Origin of the sequence: Nioella nitratireducens, from assembly GCF_001879715.1 — a bacterium.
Lineage (GTDB): Bacteria > Pseudomonadota > Alphaproteobacteria > Rhodobacterales > Rhodobacteraceae > Nioella > Nioella nitratireducens.
The window spans coordinates 22,807-44,550 of sequence record NZ_MNBW01000014.1 but is presented as its reverse complement, the minus strand read 5'-3'; the positions used below and the strand labels follow the sequence as shown (position 1 = coordinate 44,550).

Below are 21,744 nucleotides of genomic sequence, written 5' to 3'. Positions count from 1 at the left end.
GAACGGGGGAACCCTGCGGGCCTTGTTCCGACGACGGCGGGCAGGTAGCACCACGACCCAAAAGGAGACCGCGATGCCCCACGATCACGCCTGTCCCGATCCGGCCTGCGGCTGCGGCCACACTCACACCCAGGACTTCGGCCCACGCCCCCCGGTGGCCGAAGCGCCACGCCCGTGGCGGCCCGAGGACCGGCTGCGTGCGATCAGCATCGGTGTCTTTACCCGTGCCGATCAGATCCTCTGCGGTCCGGTCCATTCCGATGCGGGGCAGGTCACCGGCTGGCGTCCGCTTGGCGGGGCCATCGCCTTTGGCGAACGCGCCGCCGACGCCCTTGCCCGAGAGGTCCGCGAAACCACCGGGCAGGAGATTGGCGAGATCACCCCGCTCGGCGTTCTGGAAAACCTCTTCACCCACGAAGGCGCCGCCGGGCACGAGGTGGTTTTCGTGTACCGCGCCCGCTTCGCCAACCCCACGATCTACGAGGCTGACCAGCTTGCCCTGACCCAAAGCGACGGCGGAGAGTTCACGGCGAAATGGATTCCACTGGCCAAGGCCCGTGCCGGACGGGTGCGGATTTTCCCCGATGGGCTGCTCGATCTGCTGCCCCGCTAGGCACGGTGCTGCAGTCGCCCCCTTTCCCGGCTGGTGGGCACGCAATCGCGCTTGCACAAATCGTCGCCCCCGCCTATTGGCTGGCGCATGACCAGCACCTCTCATGACCGCCTTCTGATCATCGACTTCGGCAGCCAGGTGACGCAGCTGATTGCGCGCCGCCTGCGCGAGCTGAACGTCTATTGCGAAATCCACCCCTACCAGAACGTCACCGATGCCTTCCTGCGCGACTTCGCGCCCAAGGCGGTGATCTTCTCGGGCGGACCCGACAGCGTGATGCGCGAGGGCAGCCCGCGCCCCCCGCAATCGGTCTACGCGCTCGGCGTGCCGATCCTTGGCATCTGCTACGGCCAGCAGGTGATGATGCATGACCTGGGCGGCAAGGTGGAAGCAGGCGAACACGCGACCGCCGAATTCGGCCGCGCTTACGTCACACCGTCCGAGGGCACCCGCCCCGATTTCCTGAATGGCTGGTTCATGGATGGCTCGGGCCGCGAACAGGTGTGGATGAGCCACGGCGACCATGTCAGCGAAATCGCCCCCGGGTTCGAAGTGCTCGGCACCTCGCCGGGTGCCCCCTTCGCCATCACCGCCGACCTCACCCGCCGGTTCTACGCCGTGCAGTTCCACCCCGAGGTGCACCATACCCCGAACGGCAAGACGCTCTACGAGAACTTCGTGCGCGACGCGGGCTTTGCCGGTGACTGGACCATGGGCGCCTACCGTGAAGAAGCGATCCGCAAGATCCGCGAACAGGTGGGCGACAAGCGCGTTATCTGCGGGCTGTCGGGCGGGGTGGATTCCTCTGTCGCGGCGGTGCTGATCCACGAGGCCATAGGCGATCAATTGACCTGCGTCTTCGTCGACCACGGCCTGCTGCGGCAGAACGAGGCCGACGAAGTGGTCTCGATGTTCCGCGATCACTACAACATCCCGCTCATTCATGCCGACGAGTCAGAGCTCTTCCTTGGGGAACTGGACGGCCAGTCCGACCCCGAAACCAAGCGCAAGATCATCGGGCGGCTCTTCATCGACGTGTTCCAGAAACATGCCAATGACATCGAGGGGGCGGAATTCCTCGCTCAGGGCACGCTCTACCCCGATGTCATTGAATCGGTCAGCTTCTCCGGCGGGCCGTCCGTCACGATCAAGAGCCACCACAACGTCGGCGGCCTGCCCGAGAAGATGGGCCTGAAGCTGGTCGAACCGCTGCGCGAACTGTTCAAGGACGAGGTGCGCGCGCTTGGCCACGAACTGGGCCTGCCCGCCAGCTTCATCGGCCGCCACCCGTTCCCCGGACCGGGCCTTGCCATCCGCTGCCCCGGCGAGATCACGCGCGAAAAGCTCGACATCCTGCGCAAGGCCGATGCGGTCTATATCGACCAGATCCGCAAGCACGGGCTGTATGACGAGATCTGGCAGGCCTTCGTCGCCATCCTGCCCGTCCGAACCGTCGGCGTGATGGGTGACGGGCGCACCTATGATTATGCCTGCGCCTTGCGCGCGGTGACCAGCGTTGACGGCATGACCGCGGATTACTATCCGTTCAGCCATGATTTCCTTGGCGAAACCGCCACCCGGATCATCAACGAGGTCAAGGGCATCAACCGCGTCACCTATGACGTGACCTCGAAACCGCCGGGGACGATCGAATGGGAGTAACCACGCTCCTCGTCACACTCCATTAAGGCTAACGCGCCGCTGCCCCCTTCTTCTTTGTCGAAATACCCGGGGGGAAGACGCCGCAAGGCGGCGGGGGCAACGCCCCCTTACCCGATCACGATCGCCAACACATAGACCGCCATCGCGATCACGATGAGCGAGCCTATCGTGTAGAACGTCGCGCGCAACTCATGGCTCTGCTTGGTGGCATAGGCCAGCGCATGGGCCAGCCGGGCGGCGACAAACCCATATAACATGACCTGCGCCAGCCACAGCGGCGGCGCGACCGCCACAAACAGCGCCCCCGCCATCCAGAAGGCCGGGATGTTTTCCAGATCGTTGCGATGCATCCGGCGGGCGCGGTCTACATAGTCGTTGGCCGCCAGTTGCGACGGGTGCGGCGCCCTGTTCAGCGGCCCCGGGCGTAGATCCTCGGGGCTGGCTAGGCCCGCGCCGGCCGTCGTCAGCCGATAGACCGTCATCCATCCCTGCCCCATCACCTTGAGCACCATCAGCGCAGCGGCGACGATGTAAGTGACGGCCACAGGGTTCTCCAAGGTGAATGCGCCCATGATCTTTCTCCCACTCCGTGTCGTTCAGCCTAGGCGCGCTGCCAAAAATTTCAACGGGGCGTCTCCACGGGGCATCGACAGCCGCGGCGCGGGCATGGAAGGCTGGGGACAGGACATGAGCGCAGGGCAATGAAAAACACCTCTGGAACCTTTCTACTGGGCGTCGGCGCGCAGAAATGCGGCACATCCTGGCTGCACCACTACCTGTCCCGGTCTCCCGGCTTCGACGGCGGGATGACCAAGGAATACCACGTCTGGGATGCTCTCGACCTGCCCCTGATGCGCGGCCAGCGGGCGGCGCCAAACCCGGACGGGCACAATCGCGATTGCCTGCAAGCGCTGCGCCGCCGGATGCAGACCGAAGACGGGGCTTATTTCGGCTATTTCAGGGCGCTGTGCCGCGACGGTGCAACCCTGACCGCCGATATCACCCCGGCCTATGCCGGGCTTGGCCGGGCGCGGCTGGCGCAGATCAAGGCCGGGATCGAAGCCACGGGGCTGACCTGCAAGGCGATCTTCCTGATCCGCGACCCGGTGGAGCGGGACAAGAGCGCGGTGCGCTTCAACCTCGCGCGGGGCAATCACCGCGAAGGTATTCCGCCCGGCGTGACCGGGTTCTGCGCGGCCTTGGCCGCCTATTCCCGATCCGATCACGCCCGGCTGCGCTCGACCTACGGCCCAACCCTGCGCAATCTGCGCGCTGTGTTCGGCCCCGAGCAGCTTTATATCGGTGTCTTTGAGGCGCTCTTTACCGCACCGTCCATCTCCGCCCTGTCAGAGTTCCTGGGCGTGCCGCCCCGGCCCGATCTGGCGGCGACCCGCATCAACCAGACCATGGGTCCGCAGGTCGATTGCCCGAGGCTTGAGCGTGAAATGCGCGACCGCTACAGCGCGGTTTACGAAGACTGCGCCAAGCTGGTGCCAGAGACGCGGCGCTACTGGCCCGCCGCCTCCTCCACCTGATCCAGATAGGCGCCATAACCCTCGGCCTCCATTTCCGCTTTCGGAACAAAGCGCAACGCGGCAGAGTTGATGCAGTATCTCAACCCGCCCATATCCAGCGGCCCGTCGGGAAAGACGTGGCCCAGATGGCTGTCGCCATGGGTCGAGCGCACTTCGGTGCGGACCATGCCGAGGCTGTCGTCGCGCCGTTCCACCACGTTGGCGGTCTCCAGCGGTTTGGCAAAGGACGGCCAGCCACAGCCGGACTGAAACTTTTGGCTGGACGCGAAAAGCGGCTCGCCAGACACGATGTCGACGTAGATCCCGGCCTCGAAATGGCTGTCATACACGCCGCTAAAGGGCCGCTCGGTTCCGTTTTCCTGCGTGACGCGGTGTTGTTCGGGGCTGAGGCGCGACAGGGCCTCGGGGGTTTTTTGGTAGGTCATGGCGCTGCTGTCCTTGATTGTCCTGTGCTGCCCTTAATGTGGGGCGGCCCACGGGGTTTGGCCAGTCTTTCGGCGCTTTCGGGTGCATGGGCTGGTGGTTCGGCCCACATCGGTGCTACCTCGGGCCAGCGATAGGACAGGAGCCGCCCATGACCGTCACCCTAACCGGCCAGATCGACGTGCCCGCCGACCGGCTGGCGGCAATCCGTGCCGCCTTGCCCGACCATATCCGCGCCACACGGGCCGAACCGGGCTGCCTGTCGTTCGAGGTGTCGGAAGATCCCGCCGCGCCGGGCCGGTTCCTGGTGGCCGAGGAATTTGCCGACCCAGATGCCTTTCGTGCCCATCAGGCACGCGCCGCCGCCTCGGATTGGGGCCGGATCAGCGCAGGCGTTCCGCGCAACTACACCGTGACCGGGATGCCGGGCTGACCGGGACCGCTTGCCAATCCCGCGACTTGCTGGCAGGTCTGGGGCATGGCCCCCGCAAGGGCCGCCGCTCTTGCAGGACGTCCGCCCCATGACCAGGTCCACCGTCACCATCGAGCCGTCGCAGAACGGCAAGGCCGCCGTCTGGATGATCGGCGCCATTGTCTCGTTTTCCGGCATGGCCGTCGCGGGGCGCGAACTGGCATCGGATCTCGATACCTTCGAGATGATGACCTATCGGTCGATCATCGGCGTGGTGATCGTGGTTATCATCGCGCTCCTGCGCGGCAAGCTGGGTGAGGTCACGACGCGCGGATTTTCCCGCCATTTGGTGCGAAACATTGCCCATTTCACCGGTCAGAACCTGTGGCTGTATTCGCTGACGCTGATCCCGCTGGCGCAGGTCTTTGCGCTGGAATTCACCAACCCGCTCTGGGTGATCCTGCTGGCGCCCTTCCTGCTTGGAGAACGCTTCACCCTGCGCAAGCTTGGCGTGGTGCTCTGCGGATTCCTCGGCATCCTGATCGTGGCGCAACCCGGCGTGACGCCAGTGTCCCTTGGCACGTTCACGGCGGCGGGCGCGGCGATCTGTTTCGCGCTGACCGGGATTTTCACCAAGCAACTGACCCGCACTGCCAGCGTCACCTGCATCCTGTTTTACCTGACCACGATGCAACTGGTTTTCGGGCTGATCTGCGCAGGATACGATGGCGACATGGCGCTGCCCCGGATGGAAACCTTGCCGTGGATCATGGTGATCGGCCTTGGCGGGTTGGCGGCGCATTACTGCATCACCACGGCGATGACGCTGGCCCCGGCCACCGTCGTGCTGCCGATCGACTTCGGGCGCCTGCCGGTGATCGCGATGGTGGGCATGCTGGTCTATGGCGAGCCGCTCAGCCTGTCGGTCTTTATTGGCGCCGCGCTGATTTTCGGAGCCAATTACGTGAATGTCATTTCCGACCGCCGCCCCGTTGCGGCGCGCTGACTGTCGCATATCCGTCACAGTTTGCGCCTGTCTTTTTGGCTAAGCGCTGCCTTCTGGTCGCTTACGCAAGGGAACATTTGACGCGTTCCACCGCCTCGGCAAAATATTGCCTAGGAGACAGCCATCGGGCTGCATGGAGGGACAATATAATGAACAAGTTCGCTTTGGCCGCAAGCGCCCTGTTGGCCTCGACCGCCATCGTACAGGCCGGTGGTCTTGACCGCTCGGGGCAGAGCACCAGCGCCATCTTCGCCGATGACGGGGCAACCAGCCTGTCGTTCGGCGTTGTCATGCCGTCGGTGAGCGGCACCGACGCGCTCGGCAACAGCTATGACGTGGGCGATACCTATACTCAATTTGGGTTCAGCTACACCAACCGGATCAACGACGCGTTCAGCTACGCGGTGATCCTTGACCAGCCCTATGGCGCCAATATCACATATGGCAACAGCCCGCTGACCAGCACACTCGGCGGCACCATGGCCGACCTCAGCAGCACGGCAGCCACCTTCGTGGGCCGGTACGAGGTTGGCGGCGGCTTCTCTGTCTTCGGCGGGATCGGTGTCGAAACCGTGCAGGCTGACGTTGCCCTGAACGGTATCGCCTATCGCAATGCCATCGCGACCTCGGCCGTGGCCCGGACGTTCAACGCAGGTCTGCCCGCAGGGGCCACGCAACTGAGTTCTGCGACCCTTGGCGCCGCTGTCGCGGGCAATGCAACGGCGCAGGCGGCCATTGACACGGCCTATGGCGCGGGCACCTTCGCGGCGCTCGCCGGGGGCGTCGGGACGCAGGCGACCAATTTTGCCACCAATGGCGGGTATCGCTTCAACATGCAGGATGACGCGCAGCCGACCTACCTGATCGGGGGCGCCTACGAGATTCCCGATATCGCCCTGCGTCTGGCCGTCACCTACCGTTTCGAGACGGACCACAGCGCCAGCACCACGGAAAACATGTTCGGCCTGACCCAAGCGGGAACCGTCAATTACGTGACCCCGCGCTCGCTGAACATCGACTTCCAGACCGGGATTGCCGAAGACACCTTGCTGACCGCCAGCTACCGCTGGACCGAATTCTCGTCCGTGGACGTGGTGCCTTTGCTGCTTGGTTCCGACCTCGTGAACCTTGATGACAGCGAACGCTACACGCTCGGCGTCGGTCGTCGCTTCAGCGATGCGCTGTCCGGGTCGCTGACGCTGATCTACGAACCCGAAGGCGACCCGCTGGTGTCGCCGCTGGGGCCGACCAACGGGATGTTCGGGGTGACGCTCGGGATGCGATACACCGAAGGCAACATGAACCTGTCGGGTGGGATCAACTACTCGTGGCTCGGCGATGCCCTGCCGGAAGTGGGGGGCGTTGCCGCCGCAAACTTCACCGGCAACTCCGCCGTTGGGGTCGGGTTCCAGGCGCAGTTCACGTTCTGAGCAAGCGCCATCGCTAACGGCAAACGCCCCGCGGCCACCCGGCCCCGGGGCGTTTTCTTTGCGCAGGTTCCGGGTCGCGCCCAGACCCGCGCGCGGGCTAAAGGGCAGGCATGACCGGCAAAACCATTTCTTCCCGCGCATGGGGCGACATCGCCCTGCTTGGCCTCATCTGGGGCGCGTCCTTTCTGTCGATCCGGGTGGCGCTGGACGAGGTTGGGGTATTCACCCTTGTCGCGCACCGGGTCGGGTGGGCGATGCTGATCCTCTGGGTTTATGTCGCCCTGCGCCGTCTGCCCCTGCCGCGTGCGCCCAAGGTCTGGGGGGCGTTCCTGATCATGGGGCTGTTGAACAATGTCATCCCGTTTTCTCTGATGGCGTGGGGGCAGTTGCATATCGAAACCGGTCTGACCTCGATCTTCAATGCCGCGACTGCCGTCTTTGCGGTTCCGGTCGCCGCCGCCTGTTTCGCGGATGAACGTATGACGCTGCGCCGTGTGGCGGGCGTGTCCGTGGCCTTTGTCGGCGTGGCGGTGGCGATCGGGCTGGATGCGTTGCAGCAATTCGACATCCGTTCGCTGGCGCAATTGGCGGTGCTGACGGGGACGCTGTCCTACGCCTGTGCCGCCGCGTGGGCGCGGGCAAAGCTGTCGCACTTGCCGCCGCAGGTGGCGGCTGCCGGGATGCTGACCGGCTCGACCCTGATCATGCTGCCGCTCGCCCTGTGGCTGGAGGGCACGCCCTCCCTGCCCCACCTGCCGCAGACCTATGCCGCCATCGGTTATTTCGCGGTGATCGGCACGGCGCTGGCCTATCTGCTTTACTACCGGATCGTGCAGGCGGCGGGCAGCGCCAACGCGATGCTGGTGACGCTGACGATCCCGCCGGTGGCCATCGGCCTTGGCGCTCTGGTTCTTGGCGAACGGCTGGCCCCCACCGCGTTCCTTGGCTTTGCCCTGCTGGCACTTGGCTTGCTGATCCTCGACGGCCGACTGTTTCGCGCCCTTTCGGTGTGGACCCGGCCCGCGCCGCGCGCTATCCCTCACGGGCTGTCGCAAGGGAAGGACGAGCGGCCCCATGAGCCTCCTCTATGAAAACGCACGGGCACTGACCGCCGCGCAGGACAAGCGCCTGACGTTTTTCGGCATGTCCGGGCTGGGAAAAACCCATCTCGCCAACCTGCTGCGCGACGAGGGCAGTTGGTTTCACTACTCTGTCGACTACCGCATCGGCACCGCCTATATGGGCGAGCATATTGCCGACAACCTGAAGCGGCAGGCCATGCAGGTGCCGTTTCTGGCAAAGCTGCTGCTGTCGGACTCGATCTATATCGGCTCGAACATCACCTTTGACAATCTGGCGCCGCTCTCGACCTATCTGGGCAAGCCCGGCAACCCCGACCTGGGCGGGCTCAGCTTTGCCGAATACATGCGTCGGCAGGATCTGCACCGCCGCGCCGAAATCAACGCGCTGCTGGACACGCCGCAATTCATCACCCGCGCGCATGACCTTTATGGTTATTCCAATTTCGTCTGCGACACCGGTGGCTCGATCTGCGAGGTGGTGACCCCCGACGATCCGCGCGACGAGGTGCTGAAGACGCTGAACACCCAGACCCTGATGGTGTGGATCGAGGGCAGCGAGGATCACACCGAGAACCTGATCCGCCGCTTCGACCGCGCGCCCAAGCCGATGTATTACCAGCCGCGCATCATGCGCCAGCTCTGGGACGACTTCAAACGAGAGCGCGGGGTTGCCGCCACCGACGTGGTGCCCGACGATTTCATCCGCTTCGCCTATGCCCGCGCGATCCGGCACCGGGTGCCGCTCTATGCCGCGATGGCCCGCAACTGGGGCGTCACTGTCAAGGCCGAGGATGTGGCCACGGTGCGCGATGCAAAGGACGTGATCGCGCTTGTCGCAGCGGCCCTTGAGGGGCGTCGGGAAAGCGCCTAATTCCTCAATTTCAACCATTTGGGACCCCGGATATGCCGATCAAGCTGCCCTCCACCCTGCCTGCCTATGACGTTCTCTCGAAAGAGGGCGTGATGGTCATGCCAGAGGACATGGCAGCGCGGCAGGATATCCGGCCCCTGCGCATCGGGCTGCTCAACCTGATGCCCAAGAAAATCCAGACCGAAAACCAGTTCGCCCGGCTGATCGGCGCGACACCGTTGCAAATCGAGCTAAGTCTCATCCGCATGAGCGAACATCAGGCCCGAAACGCTGCGCCCGCGCATATGGAAGAATTCTATCGCCCATTCAGCGAGGTCGCGGAGACGGGCGAGAAATTCGACGGGCTGATCATCACCGGCGCGCCTATCGAACATCTGGAATTTTCCGATGTCACCTACTGGGACGAGCTGTCGCGCATCTTCGAATGGACCCAGACCAACGTGCATTCCACCTTCGGCGTCTGCTGGGGCGGGATGGCGATGATCAACCATTTTCACGGCGTCACGAAACACGTTCTGGGTCGCAAGTTGTTCGGCTGCTACCGGCACGCCAACCTGCACCCCGAAAGCCCCTTCCTGCGGGGCTATTCCGACGATCTGGTGATGCCCGTCAGCCGTTGGACGGAAATGCGCCGCGACGAGATCGAGGCCGCCGGCCTGCCGATCCTGCTGGACTCGACCGAGGTCGGCCCGGCGCTGGTGGAAGACCCTGCGCATCGCGCCCTCTATATCTTCAACCATCTCGAATATGACAGCGGCACCCTGAACGAGGAATACCGCCGCGATCTGGACAACGTGCAGATCGCGGGTGCCGAAATCCAGATGCCGGTCAACTATTTCCCCGACGATGACCCGTCCAGGAAACCGCAGAACCGCTGGCGCAGCCATGCGCATCTTCTCTACGGCAACTGGATCTCCGAGATCTACCAGACCACGCCTTACGACATGGGCCGCATCGGCTTTGACCGCACCGACCTGAGGGGCTGAGCCGCGATGCTCCGTCTGCTGTTTTTCCTTGCCCTGGCGGTCGTGGCGCTGACGCTCTGGACCCAGTGGCGCGCCGCCCGGAACGAGGCGCGGGCCGAGGCCGAGTATCCCCCGATTGGCCGCATCCTGACCGTGAACGGGGTCGACGTGCACGCCTATGTCACCGGCGAAGGCCCCGATCTGGTGCTGATCCACGGCTCGTCCGGAAACTTGCGCGATTTCACCTTTCACCTCGCCGACCGGCTGGCCACCGATTATCGCGTGATCGCCCTCGACCGGCCCGGTCTGGGCTATTCGCAACCGCTGTCCCCGGACGGCACCCCGTTGCGGGCGCAGGCCGATATCCTTGTCGAGGCCGCGCGCCAGCTTGGGGCCGAACACCCCATCGTTCTGGGTCAAAGCCTTGGCGGAGCGGTGGCGCTGGCATGGGCCGTCTACCACCCTGACCGCCTGTCGGCCCTTGTCACGGTCTCGGGCGTGTCGCACCCGTGGGACACCGGGCTTGGCACGTACTATTCCGTGCTGTCCAGCCGATTGGGCCGGTGGCTGGTGATCCCGCTGCTCACCGCTTTCGTCACGGATGCACGGATCGGGCAGCAGATCGACAGCGTTTTTGCCCCCGCGGATGCGCCGGACGGCTATGCCGACCATATCGGCCCGCGCCTGACCCTGCGCCGCGCCGCGATGCGCGCCAACGCGCTGCAACGCCGCCACCTGTTGGGCTGGGTCGAGGAACTGGTGCCGCATTACCCCGAGATCGCCGTGCCGACCGAGATCCTCCATGCCGAGGCCGACCGCACCGTCAGCCATGACATTCACTCGGTGCCGCTGGCCGACACGATCCCCGGCGCGGTTCTGACCACCCTGCCCGGTTCCAGCCACATGCCGCATCACACCGACCCTGACGCGGTCATCGCCGCGATCGACCGCGCAGCAGGCCGCGCCGGATTGCGCTGATCCAGCCCGCGCCCCATAGTGGAGTCGAGCAGACCAAGAAAAGACGAGGCCCTGTATGAGCGACCTGCCCTTCGACGGTGCGATCACCCGGTTTTTCGAGGACGAGGCGCCAGAGCCTGTCCGCAAGGCGATCAAATCCGCCAAGAAAGACAGCGTGCTCGACCCCTCCTATCCCTATCGCCATCGCATGGACAAGGACGACTACAAGGACACGCTGGAGGCGTTGCAGATCGAACTGGTCAAATGCCTGTCATGGGTGCGCCAGACCGGACAGCGGGTGGCCGTGGTCTTCGAAGGCCGCGATGCGGCGGGCAAAGGCGGCTCGATCAAGCGGGTGCGGGAAAACCTCAACCCCCGCGCCGCCTCGGTCGTGGCGCTCTCGACTCCGACCGACCACGAGGCCCGGCAATGGTATTTTCAGCGCTATATCCAGCATCTGCCCGCAGGTGGTGAGATCAAGCTCTTTGACCGCAGCTGGTATAACCGGGGCGTGGTCGAGCATGTCTTTGGCTTTTGCACCCCCGAACAGCGCAATTGCTTTTTCCGGCAACTGCCCGAGTTCGAGCATATGCTGGTCGAGGATGGCATTCATCTGGTGAAGCTCTGGCTCAATGTCGGGCGGGCGGAACAATTGCGCCGCTTCCTCGACCGCGAGGGCGACCCCCTCAAGCAATGGAAACTTTCGACCATCGACGTGGAAGGGCTCAAGAAATGGGACGCCTATTCCGATGCCATCGGGGAAACCCTGTCGATCGGCCACAGCTTTGCCGCGCCATGGACGGTGATCCGCGCCGATGACAAGCGCCGCGCGCGCATCGCGGTGATCCGCCAGATCCTGTCGGGTCTGGACTATGACGCCAAGAACCACGATCTGGTAGGAACGCCCGACCCGCGCATCTGCGGCGGGCCGGACATGTGGACGGACAACGCCAACCATGGCTAAACGCGGCTATCATCACGGCAATCTCAGGCAAGCCCTTGTCGATGCCGCGTTGCGCCTGATCGAGGAAAAGGGGCCGACCGGCTTTACCCTCTCCGAAGCGGCCAAGCTGGCCGGGGTCACGCCCGCTGCCGTCTACCGCCATTTCGAGGGGCGCGAGGCGTTGATCGCCGAAGGCGCGCGGCAGGGGCACGAGATTTTCGCCGACGTGATGGACTATGCGTTCAAGACCGGCGGCCCCTCAGCCTTGGCCGCCTTCGAGGCGACGGGCCGCGCCTATCTGGCCTTTGCCCGCAAATATCCCGGCCATTACATGGCGATGTTCGAAAGCGGCATTCCCGCCAATGCCACCCCCGGCCTTGCTGCGGCATCTGCAAAATCGCGGCAGGTCCTGGAACATGCGGCAGAGGTTCTGTCCGACCATATCCCGCCGGAAAAGCGCCCGCCCGCCAGCATGTTCTCGGCCCATATCTGGGCGATGAGCCACGGCGTGGTGGAGCTGTTCGCGCGCGGCAAACCCGGTGGCAACGCGCCCTTCCCGCCCGAGGATCTGCTTGAGGCCGGGATCGGCATCTACCTGCGCGGCCTTGGGCTGATCGCCCCGGACGAGTGACCCGGCAAGCAACAAGCAAAAAGGCCGCCCCCGCAAAGGGACGGCCCGCTCTTCCGCGCGTGTGCGTCAGGGTTACTTCTTGCTCGACGACGGCAGCAGGTCGCCGGTGGCGGAATCGTCCACCAGCATCCGGGCCGACGCTCCGGTCTCGACCAGCGGCTTGACCCCGGTCTCGACCGTCTCTCCCGCCGCCGCCAGCTTGGTCGGCGCACCGGCATCCGGTGCCCCGGCTATCGTGGCCGCAGACGCCAAAGGGGCTGCGGCAAGCAGAAGAACAGCGGAAAGGATGGTTGATTTCATGGCAAGGAACTCCCTCTCGATTGTCCGGTGCTGCCGATGTGGGACGCCGACAGGCCCGGTGAAGAGGGCTTCACAGGCTTGTGACAGGCCAGAACGCCGCACCCCGCGCAGGGGCGGGCCCGCGGGCCTTGAAAACCGATGTTCATCGAGGGGAAAGTGGCGCGGTTGACGGGGCTCGAACCCGCGACCTCCGGCGTGACAGGCCGGCACTCTAACCAACTGAGCTACAACCGCCCGCTGCGTAGCCGCAGGGGCGTGGCCCCCGTGGCGTGAGGGGCGTTCTAGGCCCCCTCTCGCCCCCCGTCAAGCGGGGTTTCGACCATAAATGTCCCTGCTCGCGTTTTTTTCCGACGGCGCTTCGACCGCCCCGGAAAGCGCCCCACGCGCAGGCCTATACCCGCCTGAGCGGACGGCGCGGCGCCACCGGCGAGCGACGGCGGCGTTCGCGCATGAAAACATGAATGCCCGCACCCGCGATCAGGGTCGTGCCCGCCAAGACCCACAGGTCCGGCACCTCGCCGAACACCAGCCAGCCCGACAGGATCGCCATCGGCAGCGCGGTATATTCAAACGAGGATACGGTGGCGGCATTGCCCATCTTGTAAGAGGCCGACAGCAGGTACCCGACCGCCCCCGACACCACTCCGAGCGCGATGAACAGCGGCCAGTCCTCGGGCGCGGGCCAGACCCATGCGCGCAACAGAAAGACAAGGCTGTCGGACTCCACCCCTTCGGCATAGCGCCCGTCGCCCGCCACCAGGAAGAAACCGACGCTCACGCATAAAAACACCGCCTGAATATAGACGGCCAGCGCCGAGGCCTTGGAGTAGACCCCCAGCTTGCGGGTCATCACCTGCATCCCGGCATAGGCCGTGGCCGCGAGGATCGGCAGCAGGATTGTGCCACGCGCCACAGCGTCGCCGCCGGTGCCGGGCCGGGTCATGACCAGCACCCCGAGAAACCCCACCACGATGGCGCCGACGCGGTGCAGCCCGACCCTTTCCCCCAGCAGCACCACGGAAAACACCGTGATGATCAGCGGTGCGACGAAGAACGTCGCCACCGCATCGGCCAGCGGCATCACTGCAAGCGCCGCGAAATAGAGCATGTTCGAGATCACCACCAACAGCCCCCGCAACAGGTGCAGCCCCGGCGTGGCCGTGCGCAATGCACCGAACCCGCCCTCGAATTGCAGGATCACCAGCGAAAAGCAGATCCCGATTGCCGAGCGAATAAAAACCATCTGGTGCAAGGGATAGTCGCCGCCAAGCGCCTTGATCAGCGAGTCGTTCACGGTGATGAAGACCATTCCCAGCACGATCAATCCAATCGCGCGCGGGGGCGTCTCCTCTGTTGGTCTCGGCGGGCCGGACATCGGGAAAATTCCTGCGAAAGGGGGACCGAAGGCCACACGAGGCCGACCCGGACCCCAAATCCCTAGCGCGGAATGCCCGAGTGGGGAAGCCTGTCTTGTCACCCCCGTCCGGAACCGTTCGGCTGCCCCGGCAGGGGAATGAACTCGGCATCGTCGTGCGGCGGCAGGTGGAACGGCCCCGAGGCCCAATCGGCCTTGCGCCATGCCTCCTTGGCCGCGTCGATCCGCTCGCGGCTGGAGGCCACGAAATTCCACCAGATATGGCGCGGCCCACTCAGCGTGGCACCGCCCAGCAACACCAGCCGGGCCCCGGCCGGGCCCGCCGTCACGCTCAGGTGGTCGCCGGGCCGGAACACCAGCATCTGGCCCGCGCCATAGGTCTCGCCCGCCATCTCCAGCGCCCCATCGGTGACATAGACCGCCCGATCCTCGTGATTGTCAGGCAGGGGCAGCACGGCCCCGGCCTGCAACACCGCGTCGGCGTAGAACATCTCGGACGGCACAGGCACCGGCGCGGTTTCGCCATAAGCTTGCCCAAGGATCAGCCGCACCTCCTTGCCCTCGGCCTTGAGCAGCGGCAGCGCCGCCGCCCCGGCATGGCGGAAATCGGGGGCACTGTCCTCCAGCTCTTCGGGCAGGGCGATCCATGTTTGCAGGCCGAAAAACGGCATCGGCAAGGTCTGCGTGGCATCGTCGGTGCGTTCGGAATGGGTGATCCCGCGCCCCGCGATCATCAGGTTGACTTCGCCCGGCTCGATCCAGGCATCGGTGCCCAGACTGTCGCGGTGATGCATACGCCCGCGATGCAGGTAGGAAATCGTCGCCAGCCCGATATGCGGATGCGGGCGCACATCCAGCCCCTTGGTCGGCAGCAATTCGGCCGGGCCCATCTGGTCGAAGAAGATGAACGGCCCCACCATCTGCCGCTTTGGGGCGGGCAGCGCGCGGCGCACTTCGAACCCGCCAAGGTCGCGGGCACGGGGAATGATCAGCGTGTCGATGGCGTCAACGGCGTCGCCGGTCGGGCATTGCGGGGCGATGGCGGGGTTCCAGCTCATGGCCTGTCTCCTGTGTGATGGTAACCGCAACATAACCACCCATACGCGCACATAAACGCCGCCCAGATCACAGGCATCGCGCGTGAATGCACATATCTTCCTGCCCTGCCCGGCAATCGCCGCGGATCAACCACAGTTTCTTAACGCTTGGCGTGCCACAAAGGCGGCGCAAGACAGGATGCCCCATGGCCATGATCAGCATTGCACAGGCCCCGCGTGGCACGGCCCCCCGATGGGTGGCGGTCCTCTTCACCGTGACCATTTTTCTGTCGGCGGGGCTGCTCTTTTTCGTGCAGCCGCTCTTTACCCGCATCGTGCTGCCGCAGATTGGCGGTGCGGCGGCGGTCTGGACCACGGCGATGCTGTTCTTTCAAAGCGTGCTGATCGCGGGCTATCTTTATGCCCACCTGTCTACCCGCTTCCTGCCGGTCCGCGCGCAGGTCGGCCTGCACATGGCGCTCTGGGCGGCGGCGCTGCTGATGCTACCCCTGTCGATCCCGCCGCTCTGGCGTTATGACCCCGAAGGCGCGACCGTACTGCAAACCCTTGGCCTGTTCGCGCGCGGCGTGGGGCTGCCCTTCGCCGTCCTCTCGGCCAACGCCCCCTTGATCCAAAGCTGGTATGCCCGCGCCAGTGGCCCGCGTGCGGCAGACCCCTATTTCCTTTATGGCGCTTCCAATCTCGGGTCGCTCCTTGCGCTGCTCGCCTTCCCGCTGGTGGCCGCGCCTCTTTTCGGAGCCCACGCCATCGGCATTGGCTGGGCTGCCGGATTCACCCTGCTCGGCGCGGGCCTGCTGGCCACTGGCCTGATCGCAGGGCGTGGGCCACCCGCCCGCGCCATGCCGCGCCGCACCGCCCTGCCCCCACCGGGCCGGATCGCGCTCTGGCTCGGCCTCGCGTTCCTGCCGTCGTCTCTGATGCTGTCGGTGACCACCAAGATTTCGACCGATGTCGGCGCGGTGCCGCTGGTCTGGGTGGGGCCCTTGGCGCTCTACCTGCTCAGCTTCGTGCTGACCTTTTCGCGCCGCCCGCGCTTTCCGCGCGCCGTGCAAGGGGGGCTGCTGATCGCGGGGGTCTTTACCCTCGGCCTGATCCTGTCGGACCTGCCGCTGACCACCCTGACCCTGCCGATGATGGCCGCGCTTGTGGCGGGGTTCTTCTGCGTGGCGCTCAAGGCGCACCAGATGCTTTACGACACCCGTCCGGGGGCCGAGCATCTGACCCTGTTCTATATCACCCTGTCGGTCGGCGGCGCGCTAGGCGGGCTGGTCAATTCCGTGTTGGCCCCGGCTCTGTTCAACGATCTTGTCGAAGGGCGGCTGGCCGTCATCCTCGCGGCGGGGCTCGTCTTCGTGACCGGCAGGCCCCCGCAGCCCAAGGACGGCTTCAAGGGCATGATTCTCGGTCTTTTCGCGCTCTCGCCGGTGATTCTCGCCGCCCAACGTCCGGGCCTGCTGCCGCTTTCCGTGATGCTGGCCGCCACCGCCGCACTCTTCCTTGTCGCGCTGATCCTCGCCCGGCGCAGCGCATTGTCGGCCATGATCGTTACCGGCATCGTGGTGCTGGCCGGGGCGCATATTGCCAAGGGGCCGACCCTTTTCCGCGACCGCAGCTTTTTCGGCACCCACCGGGTGGCCGAGGAAGACGGGCTGCGCCTGTATGCCAACGGCACCACTGTCCACGGGGCGCAACGCCTGTCGGATTTCGGCCCCGGCCAACGCCCGACCCCTCTGTACTACTACTACCCTGATGGGCCGATGGCGCAGGTTCTGACGGCGCCCTACGGCCGGCGCGCGCGCTCGGTCGGCATCGTCGGTCTCGGGGTCGGCTCGCTCGCCTGCTATCGCCGACCGGGTCAAGACTGGCAGTTCTACGAGATTGACGCCATGGTCGACCGCATCGCGCGCGACCCGTCGCTCTTTACCTTCCTCAGCACCTGCGCGCCGGACGCGCCCACACATCTGGGCGATGCGCGGGTGGTGCTGGACGCCCAGACCGACGCGCGTTTCGATATCCTTGTGATCGATGCCTATTCCTCTGACGCCGTGCCCGTGCACCTGACGACGGTCGAGGCATTGCAGCTCTACCGCGACCGGCTTGCCCCCGGCGGGCTGCTGCTGTTTCACATCTCGAACCGCTATTATGCCATCGACCGCCCGCTTGGCCGCGCCGCCGGTGCGCTTGGCCTTGCCGCCCGGATACAGACCTACGGCCAGCACCGGGCGCTCGCCCCCGGCGACACGCCGTCCCTCGTCGTGATCATGGCCGAAGACGCGGCCACCCTGGATACCGCCCTTGGCACCGCCCCCCCCTGGCAAGCGCTCAGCCCCGATCTGGGGCCGCTCTGGACCGATGACTACGCCAATCCGCTGGCCATCCTGCACCGGTAAACGCCCGCCCCGCCGAAGCGGGGGCCAAGCCCGATCAACCTGGGCGCGCTATCCGCAGGCGGCGGGGCCGCTCAGTCTTCTTCGTACCACCAGACATCGGGCTGGAACCCCAGCCAGTCGCCATAGATCGGCAGCGTCTCGGGGTAGTGCAACGCCCGGTCATGGGCGATCCGGCTGATCGGCGAATACCAGACCGGGATCACATAACGCCCCGCCGTCAGCACCCGGTCCAGCGCATGCACCGCCGCGCGATAATCATCCTGGCTCTCGGAATTCAGCATCACGTGGATCATCTCCTCGATCGCCGGATTGCAGACCCCCATCAGGTTGCGGCTGCCCGGCGTCTCGGCCATGTCGCAGCCCCAGTAGAGATACTGCTCATTGCCCGGGCTCAGCGACACGCCGCGCTCGAAATAGGTCATGTCGAAATCGAACGCATCTGTCCGCTCCCGATACTGCGCGCTGTCGATGGTCGTGACCATGGGCGTGATTCCCAGCCGCGCCAGGGCCTCGGTATAGATGTTGATGATTGCCTGGTTCTCGGCCGAGCCCTGTTGCAACACGATGTCGAAGGTGAAGGGCGCGCCATCCGGCCCCGTCATCACCCCGTCCTGCACGGTGTAGCCCGCCTCTTCCATCAGCCCCATCGCCGCGCGAATGCCCGCCCGGTTCGCCTCGCGCCCATCCGACACCGGAAAGCTGTAGCCTTCCAGCGTGCCGGGCAACAGATCCTCTGCAAAGGGGGCCAACAACTCGCGCACCCGGCCCGCGGCAGGATCGTGGCTCATCCCAAGGATCGAGTTCGAGAAATACGAAGTGATTCGCGGCGCCAGCCCGCCATTCTGGGTCTGGTTGATGAATTCATAGTTGAAGGCCTGAATCATCGCCTCGCGCACCCGCCAGTCGGCGAACTGCGGCGAGCGGCTGTTCATGACGAAGCCGAACATGCCCGTCGGCCGCTGATGCGGGATTTCCGACAGCACCACCTCGCCCGACTGCACGCGCGGGAAATCGTATTGGGTGGCCCAGTCGTTGGCGTTGGTCTCGCGCAGCGTGGTGATCTCGCCCGCCACGAAGGCTTCCCACATGGCGGTGCCATCGCCGAAGAATTCCAGCCGGATCTCGTCGATATTGTTGGTCCCGCGCCGGAACGGCAGATCGCGGCCCCAGTAATCGGGGTTGCGCCGCAGCGAAACGAACCGCCCAGCGTCGAAATCGTCGATCACGTAGGGCGCGCTGGAAATCGGGATCACGTCCAGCCCGCTTTCGGTAAAGTCGTGATCCTGCCACTGGCCGGCCTTCAGGATCGGGCGTAGCCCCATGATCAGCGCCAGTTCGCGGTCCGGTTCGGAAAAAGTGATGCGCACGCCATCGTCGCCCACGGCCGTGATCGATTCGACCCGGTTCCACGCGTTGAGGTAGCGCGGGTGGCCCTCGGTCCCCAAGGTCTCGTAGGACCAGATCACATCCTCGACCGTGACCGGGCTGCCATCCGAGAAACGCGCCTCGGGGCGCAGGTGAAACTCGACCCAGGCCCCGCCGTCGCCCACCTCGACCGATTCGGCGAGCAGCCCATACAACGTGAACGGCTCATCCCAACTCCGCCCCATCAGGCTTTCATAGGCCAGGAACCGCAACTGCCAAGGGGTGCTGCCCTGCCGGATATGGGGGTTCAGGCTGTCAAAGCTGCCGACCTCTCCGGTGACGATCCGCCCGCCTGTCGGCGCGTCCGGATTGGCATAGGGCAGATGCGCAAAATCTGGGGGCAAGGCGGGCGCGCCGTACATCGCAATACCATATGAAGGCTCTGCCACCGCCCCGCCCGAGAGAATCGCCAGCACCCCGAAAGCCGCCAACGCCTGCCTGAAACAATTCCTGCCCATCTGTGCACAATCCTCTGAATCCCTTGTATCCTTGTCAGCAAGGCTAAACCCTGCCCGCCCGGGTTTCAAACTTTTCGGTTGGACTCAGAGCGCTGAATTGCTTATAACATTGTTACTGCTCGATAGGTTTCTTGCCTGTATGAAACCTGCCTCAATAACTGAACGCCGGCCTTGTGCCGGCGTTTTTTTTGGGCTGCGGCAGGCTATCCCCTGTTTATCGTGCACGTGCAGCATTACCTTGATTTCGATAGCAATGCTGCAGGAGGCCCCCCATGCCCATCATCACCTCGCTCGAAGGCAAGACCGCCGTCATCACTGGATCGACCTCCGGCATCGGCCTCGGAATCGCCCATGAAATGGCCCGCGCCGGGGCCAACGTGGTGCTCAATTCCTTTACCGACCGCGAGGAAGATCACGCGCTGGCCGCCGAGATTGCCAAGGAACACGGGGTAGAGGCGCGCTATATCAAGGCCGACATGTCCAAGGGCGAAGAATGCCGCGCGCTGATCGAACAGGCCGGGGCCTGCGACATTCTCGTGAACAACGCGGGCATCCAGTATGTCGAGGCGATCGACAAGTTCCCGGTCGAGAAGTGGGATGCAATCATCGCCATCAACCTGTCGTCCAGCTTCCACACCACCGCCGCCGCGCTGCCGAAAATGCGTGCCGCCGGCTGGGGCCGGATCGTCAACATCGCCTCGGCGCATGGCCTGACCGCCAGCCCCTTCAAATCGGCCTATATCGCCGCCAAGCACGGCATCGTCGGCCTGACCAAGACCACTGCGCTGGAAACCGCCGAGGAAGACATCACCGCCAACGCGATCTGTCCGGGCTACGTTCTGACCCCGCTGGTCGAGGCGCAGATCCCCGACCAGATGAAAGCCCATGACATGGACCGCGACACAGTGGTGCGCGAAGTGATGCTGGACCGCCAACCCTCGCGCGAGTTTGCCACGGTCGAGCAGATCGGTGGCACCACCGTCTTCCTGTGTTCCGACGCCGCCACACAGATCACCGGCACCACCATCAGCGTCGATGGCGGCTGGACCGCAATGTAACAGGACCGGGGCCGCGTTCACCCGCCGTTGACGTTAACGCGCGCCCTGCCCTTCTCCTTTGCTCAATTCCCCCCCGCCGGAGGCATCCGCCGCACGGGCACAAAAGGATCGGTCGACCATGACGCCCACCCGCATCAACATCGCGCTGCAAGGCGGCGGCGCCCACGGGGCCTACACTTGGGGCGTGCTCGACCACCTGCTGCAACACCCCGAGATCGAGATCGCGGGCATTTCCGGCACCTCCGCCGGGGCCCTGAACGGGGCGGCGCTCAAATCGGGGCTCAGCCGCGGCAGCCGCGAGCTGGCCCGCGAAAACCTCGCATGGCTCTGGGAACGGATGGGCGCGATCACGGATGACCGGTTCTCGGCCTGGCTTGGCGCTGTCTCGCCCCATGCCATCAGCCACATGATCGAACGCTCGCTGCCCTTCGCCATGTCCGACGCGATCAACCGCATGGTCAGCCCCTATATATTCGGGTCGTTCTACGCCAATCCGCTGAAACCGGTGCTTGAAGAATTCCAGTTCGAAAACATCTGTTGCGCCGATGGCCCGGCCTTCTTCATCTGCGCCACCAACGTGCGCACCGGCAAGGTCCGGGTCTTTGGCCGCGATGACATCAGCGTCAAGGCGATCCTCGCCTCGGCCTGCCTGCCGACACTGTTTCAGGCGGTCGAGATCGACGACCCCAAGACCGGCCGCGCCGAGGCCTATTGGGACGGCGGCTATACCGGCAACCCCGCGCTGTTCCCGCTTTATGACCGGTCCCTGCCCGACGATGTGGTGATCGTGAACATCAACCCGCTGCACCGCGAAGACGTGCCCAACACCGCGCGCGAGATCCAGAACCGCGTCAACGAGATCAGCTTCAACGCGTCGCTGCTGCGCGATCTGCGGGCGATTTCCTTTGTCCAGCGGCTTCTGAGCGAGGGACAGCTGGAACCGGGCAGCATGAAAAACGTGCTGGTCCACATGATTTCAGACGACGATCTGATGCAGCAGTTGTCCGTCGCCACCAAGGTCGTGCCGGTGCCGCAGGTGCTGCACCAGCTTTACGAGGCCGGAGCGCAAAGCTGCAAGGATTTCCTCGACGACCACGGCGACAAGCTCGGCCGTGAAAGCAGCGCCGATCTTGTCGCCATGTTCTCCTGA

21 protein-coding genes and 1 tRNA gene are annotated in these 21,744 nt (G+C 65.0%); 15 read left to right on the top strand and 7 right to left on the bottom strand.

The window, feature by feature from the left end; all coding sequences use genetic code 11:
- The first annotated feature begins 73 nt into the window (after positions 1-73).
- Both BKY27_RS14485 and guaA read left to right on the top strand, forming a co-directional pair.
- The gene (locus tag BKY27_RS14485) at positions 74-613 is read left to right on the top strand and encodes an NUDIX hydrolase (protein WP_084667984.1); all 540 of its coding nucleotides are present in this window, start codon (positions 74-76) and stop codon (positions 611-613) included.
- Between the two features lie 87 nt (positions 614-700).
- Positions 701-2,275 (top strand): glutamine-hydrolyzing GMP synthase, encoded by a 1,575-nt coding sequence (gene guaA / locus BKY27_RS14480; protein ID WP_071675214.1) that lies wholly within the window; start codon positions 701-703, stop codon positions 2,273-2,275.
- Positions 2,276-2,382: 107 nt separating this feature from the next.
- Here guaA and BKY27_RS14475 read toward each other — a convergent pair whose 3' ends face one another.
- Entirely contained in the window at positions 2,383-2,847 is a 465-nt protein-coding gene (locus BKY27_RS14475) for an MAPEG family protein (RefSeq protein ID WP_071675213.1), read from the bottom strand.
- Between the two features lie 129 nt (positions 2,848-2,976).
- Here BKY27_RS14475 and BKY27_RS14470 point away from each other — a divergent pair, with 129 nt between their 5' ends.
- A complete protein-coding gene (locus tag BKY27_RS14470) occupies positions 2,977-3,810 on the top strand; it encodes a hypothetical protein (protein WP_071675212.1) in 834 nt (277 codons plus the stop codon).
- Here the strand turns inward: BKY27_RS14470 and msrB are convergent.
- Entirely contained in the window at positions 3,783-4,235 is a 453-nt protein-coding gene (gene msrB, locus BKY27_RS14465; RefSeq protein ID WP_071675211.1) for a peptide-methionine (R)-S-oxide reductase MsrB, read from the bottom strand. The genes BKY27_RS14470 and msrB overlap by 28 nt on opposite strands.
- Positions 4,236-4,384: 149 nt before the next feature.
- Between msrB and BKY27_RS14460 the strand changes: the two genes are divergently transcribed.
- The 9 genes from BKY27_RS14460 to BKY27_RS14420 all read left to right on the top strand — a co-directional run bounded on the left by BKY27_RS14460 (position 4,385) and on the right by BKY27_RS14420 (position 12,530).
- Positions 4,385-4,666: a putative quinol monooxygenase gene (locus BKY27_RS14460; RefSeq protein WP_071675210.1), complete on the top strand. Its 282-nt coding sequence runs from the start codon at positions 4,385-4,387 to the stop codon at positions 4,664-4,666.
- 88 nt (positions 4,667-4,754) lie between these two features.
- A complete protein-coding gene (locus BKY27_RS14455; RefSeq protein WP_071675209.1) occupies positions 4,755-5,651 on the top strand; it encodes a DMT family transporter in 897 nt (298 codons plus the stop codon).
- Between the two features lie 149 nt (positions 5,652-5,800).
- The gene (locus tag BKY27_RS14450; protein ID WP_071675208.1) at positions 5,801-7,081 is read left to right on the top strand and encodes a hypothetical protein; all 1,281 of its coding nucleotides are present in this window, start codon (positions 5,801-5,803) and stop codon (positions 7,079-7,081) included.
- Between the two features lie 110 nt (positions 7,082-7,191).
- Positions 7,192-8,172 carry a DMT family transporter gene (locus BKY27_RS14445; protein ID WP_084667983.1) on the top strand — a complete coding sequence of 327 codons (981 nt, stop codon included), beginning with the start codon at positions 7,192-7,194 and terminating at the stop codon, positions 8,170-8,172.
- On the top strand, positions 8,156-9,034 hold the full coding sequence (locus BKY27_RS14440) for an ATPase (protein WP_071675207.1): 879 nt from the start codon (positions 8,156-8,158) through the stop codon (positions 9,032-9,034). The genes BKY27_RS14445 and BKY27_RS14440 overlap by 17 nt, the downstream gene beginning before the upstream one ends.
- A 32-nt stretch (positions 9,035-9,066) precedes the next feature.
- Complete coding sequence (locus BKY27_RS14435; protein WP_071675206.1) at positions 9,067-10,020, top strand: homoserine O-succinyltransferase; 954 nt, start codon at positions 9,067-9,069, stop codon at positions 10,018-10,020.
- A gap of 6 nt (positions 10,021-10,026) precedes the next feature.
- A complete protein-coding gene (locus BKY27_RS14430; protein ID WP_071675205.1) occupies positions 10,027-10,977 on the top strand; it encodes an alpha/beta fold hydrolase in 951 nt (316 codons plus the stop codon).
- Positions 10,978-11,032: 55 nt separating this feature from the next.
- Positions 11,033-11,920, top strand: coding sequence for a polyphosphate kinase 2 (gene ppk2, locus BKY27_RS14425; protein ID WP_071675204.1), 888 nt, complete (start codon positions 11,033-11,035; stop codon positions 11,918-11,920).
- Positions 11,913-12,530 (top strand): TetR/AcrR family transcriptional regulator, encoded by a 618-nt coding sequence (locus BKY27_RS14420; RefSeq protein WP_071675203.1) that lies wholly within the window; start codon positions 11,913-11,915, stop codon positions 12,528-12,530. Before ppk2 ends, BKY27_RS14420 begins: the two co-directional genes overlap by 8 nt.
- A 72-nt stretch (positions 12,531-12,602) precedes the next feature.
- Here BKY27_RS14420 and BKY27_RS14415 read toward each other — a convergent pair whose 3' ends face one another.
- The 4 genes from BKY27_RS14415 to BKY27_RS14400 all read right to left on the bottom strand — a co-directional run bounded on the left by BKY27_RS14415 (position 12,603) and on the right by BKY27_RS14400 (position 15,263).
- Entirely contained in the window at positions 12,603-12,830 is a 228-nt protein-coding gene (locus BKY27_RS14415) for a hypothetical protein (protein WP_071675202.1), read from the bottom strand.
- A 157-nt stretch (positions 12,831-12,987) separates the two neighbouring features.
- Positions 12,988-13,064, bottom strand: a tRNA-Asp gene (locus BKY27_RS14410).
- 157 nt (positions 13,065-13,221) lie between these two features.
- Positions 13,222-14,154 (bottom strand): DMT family transporter, encoded by a 933-nt coding sequence (locus tag BKY27_RS14405; RefSeq protein ID WP_324610010.1) that lies wholly within the window; start codon positions 14,152-14,154, stop codon positions 13,222-13,224.
- A gap of 149 nt (positions 14,155-14,303) precedes the next feature.
- A complete protein-coding gene (locus BKY27_RS14400; protein WP_071675200.1) occupies positions 14,304-15,263 on the bottom strand; it encodes a pirin family protein in 960 nt (319 codons plus the stop codon).
- A gap of 185 nt (positions 15,264-15,448) precedes the next feature.
- Between BKY27_RS14400 and BKY27_RS14395 the strand changes: the two genes are divergently transcribed.
- Positions 15,449-17,653, top strand: coding sequence for a fused MFS/spermidine synthase (locus BKY27_RS14395; RefSeq protein ID WP_071675199.1), 2,205 nt, complete (start codon positions 15,449-15,451; stop codon positions 17,651-17,653).
- Positions 17,654-17,724: 71 nt separating this feature from the next.
- On the opposite strand, the gene BKY27_RS14390 is transcribed toward BKY27_RS14395, so the two are convergent.
- Positions 17,725-19,536 carry an extracellular solute-binding protein gene (locus tag BKY27_RS14390; RefSeq protein WP_071675198.1) on the bottom strand — a complete coding sequence of 604 codons (1,812 nt, stop codon included), beginning with the start codon at positions 19,534-19,536 and terminating at the stop codon, positions 17,725-17,727.
- 272 nt (positions 19,537-19,808) lie between these two features.
- Between BKY27_RS14390 and BKY27_RS14385 the strand changes: the two genes are divergently transcribed.
- Both BKY27_RS14385 and BKY27_RS14380 read left to right on the top strand, forming a co-directional pair.
- Positions 19,809-20,594 (top strand): 3-hydroxybutyrate dehydrogenase, encoded by a 786-nt coding sequence (locus tag BKY27_RS14385; RefSeq protein WP_071675197.1) that lies wholly within the window; start codon positions 19,809-19,811, stop codon positions 20,592-20,594.
- 118 nt (positions 20,595-20,712) lie between these two features.
- The gene (locus BKY27_RS14380) at positions 20,713-21,744 is read left to right on the top strand and encodes a patatin-like phospholipase family protein (RefSeq protein ID WP_071675196.1); all 1,032 of its coding nucleotides are present in this window, start codon (positions 20,713-20,715) and stop codon (positions 21,742-21,744) included.

Excerpts from the sequence above, each read along its gene's own strand:
- BKY27_RS14485 (WP_084667984.1), top strand. The coding sequence starts at position 74 with ATGCCCCACGATCACGCCTGTCCCGATCCGGCCTGCGGCTGCGGCCAC.
- guaA (WP_071675214.1), top strand. The coding sequence starts at position 701 with ATGACCAGCACCTCTCATGACCGCCTTCTGATCATCGACTTCGGCAGC.
- BKY27_RS14475 (WP_071675213.1), bottom strand. The coding sequence starts at position 2,847 with ATGGGCGCATTCACCTTGGAGAACCCTGTGGCCGTCACTTACATCGTC.
- BKY27_RS14470 (WP_071675212.1), top strand. The coding sequence starts at position 2,977 with ATGAAAAACACCTCTGGAACCTTTCTACTGGGCGTCGGCGCGCAGAAA.
- msrB (WP_071675211.1), bottom strand. The coding sequence starts at position 4,235 with ATGACCTACCAAAAAACCCCCGAGGCCCTGTCGCGCCTCAGCCCCGAA.
- BKY27_RS14460 (WP_071675210.1), top strand. The coding sequence starts at position 4,385 with ATGACCGTCACCCTAACCGGCCAGATCGACGTGCCCGCCGACCGGCTG.
- BKY27_RS14455 (WP_071675209.1), top strand. The coding sequence starts at position 4,755 with ATGACCAGGTCCACCGTCACCATCGAGCCGTCGCAGAACGGCAAGGCC.
- BKY27_RS14450 (WP_071675208.1), top strand. The coding sequence starts at position 5,801 with ATGAACAAGTTCGCTTTGGCCGCAAGCGCCCTGTTGGCCTCGACCGCC.
- BKY27_RS14445 (WP_084667983.1), top strand. The coding sequence starts at position 7,192 with ATGACCGGCAAAACCATTTCTTCCCGCGCATGGGGCGACATCGCCCTG.
- BKY27_RS14440 (WP_071675207.1), top strand. The coding sequence starts at position 8,156 with ATGAGCCTCCTCTATGAAAACGCACGGGCACTGACCGCCGCGCAGGAC.
- BKY27_RS14435 (WP_071675206.1), top strand. The coding sequence starts at position 9,067 with ATGCCGATCAAGCTGCCCTCCACCCTGCCTGCCTATGACGTTCTCTCG.
- BKY27_RS14430 (WP_071675205.1), top strand. The coding sequence starts at position 10,027 with ATGCTCCGTCTGCTGTTTTTCCTTGCCCTGGCGGTCGTGGCGCTGACG.
- ppk2 (WP_071675204.1), top strand. The coding sequence starts at position 11,033 with ATGAGCGACCTGCCCTTCGACGGTGCGATCACCCGGTTTTTCGAGGAC.
- BKY27_RS14420 (WP_071675203.1), top strand. The coding sequence starts at position 11,913 with ATGGCTAAACGCGGCTATCATCACGGCAATCTCAGGCAAGCCCTTGTC.
- BKY27_RS14415 (WP_071675202.1), bottom strand. The coding sequence starts at position 12,830 with ATGAAATCAACCATCCTTTCCGCTGTTCTTCTGCTTGCCGCAGCCCCT.
- BKY27_RS14400 (WP_071675200.1), bottom strand. The coding sequence starts at position 15,263 with ATGAGCTGGAACCCCGCCATCGCCCCGCAATGCCCGACCGGCGACGCC.
- BKY27_RS14395 (WP_071675199.1), top strand. The coding sequence starts at position 15,449 with ATGGCCATGATCAGCATTGCACAGGCCCCGCGTGGCACGGCCCCCCGA.
- BKY27_RS14390 (WP_071675198.1), bottom strand. The coding sequence starts at position 19,536 with ATGGGCAGGAATTGTTTCAGGCAGGCGTTGGCGGCTTTCGGGGTGCTG.
- BKY27_RS14385 (WP_071675197.1), top strand. The coding sequence starts at position 19,809 with ATGCCCATCATCACCTCGCTCGAAGGCAAGACCGCCGTCATCACTGGA.
- BKY27_RS14380 (WP_071675196.1), top strand. The coding sequence starts at position 20,713 with ATGACGCCCACCCGCATCAACATCGCGCTGCAAGGCGGCGGCGCCCAC.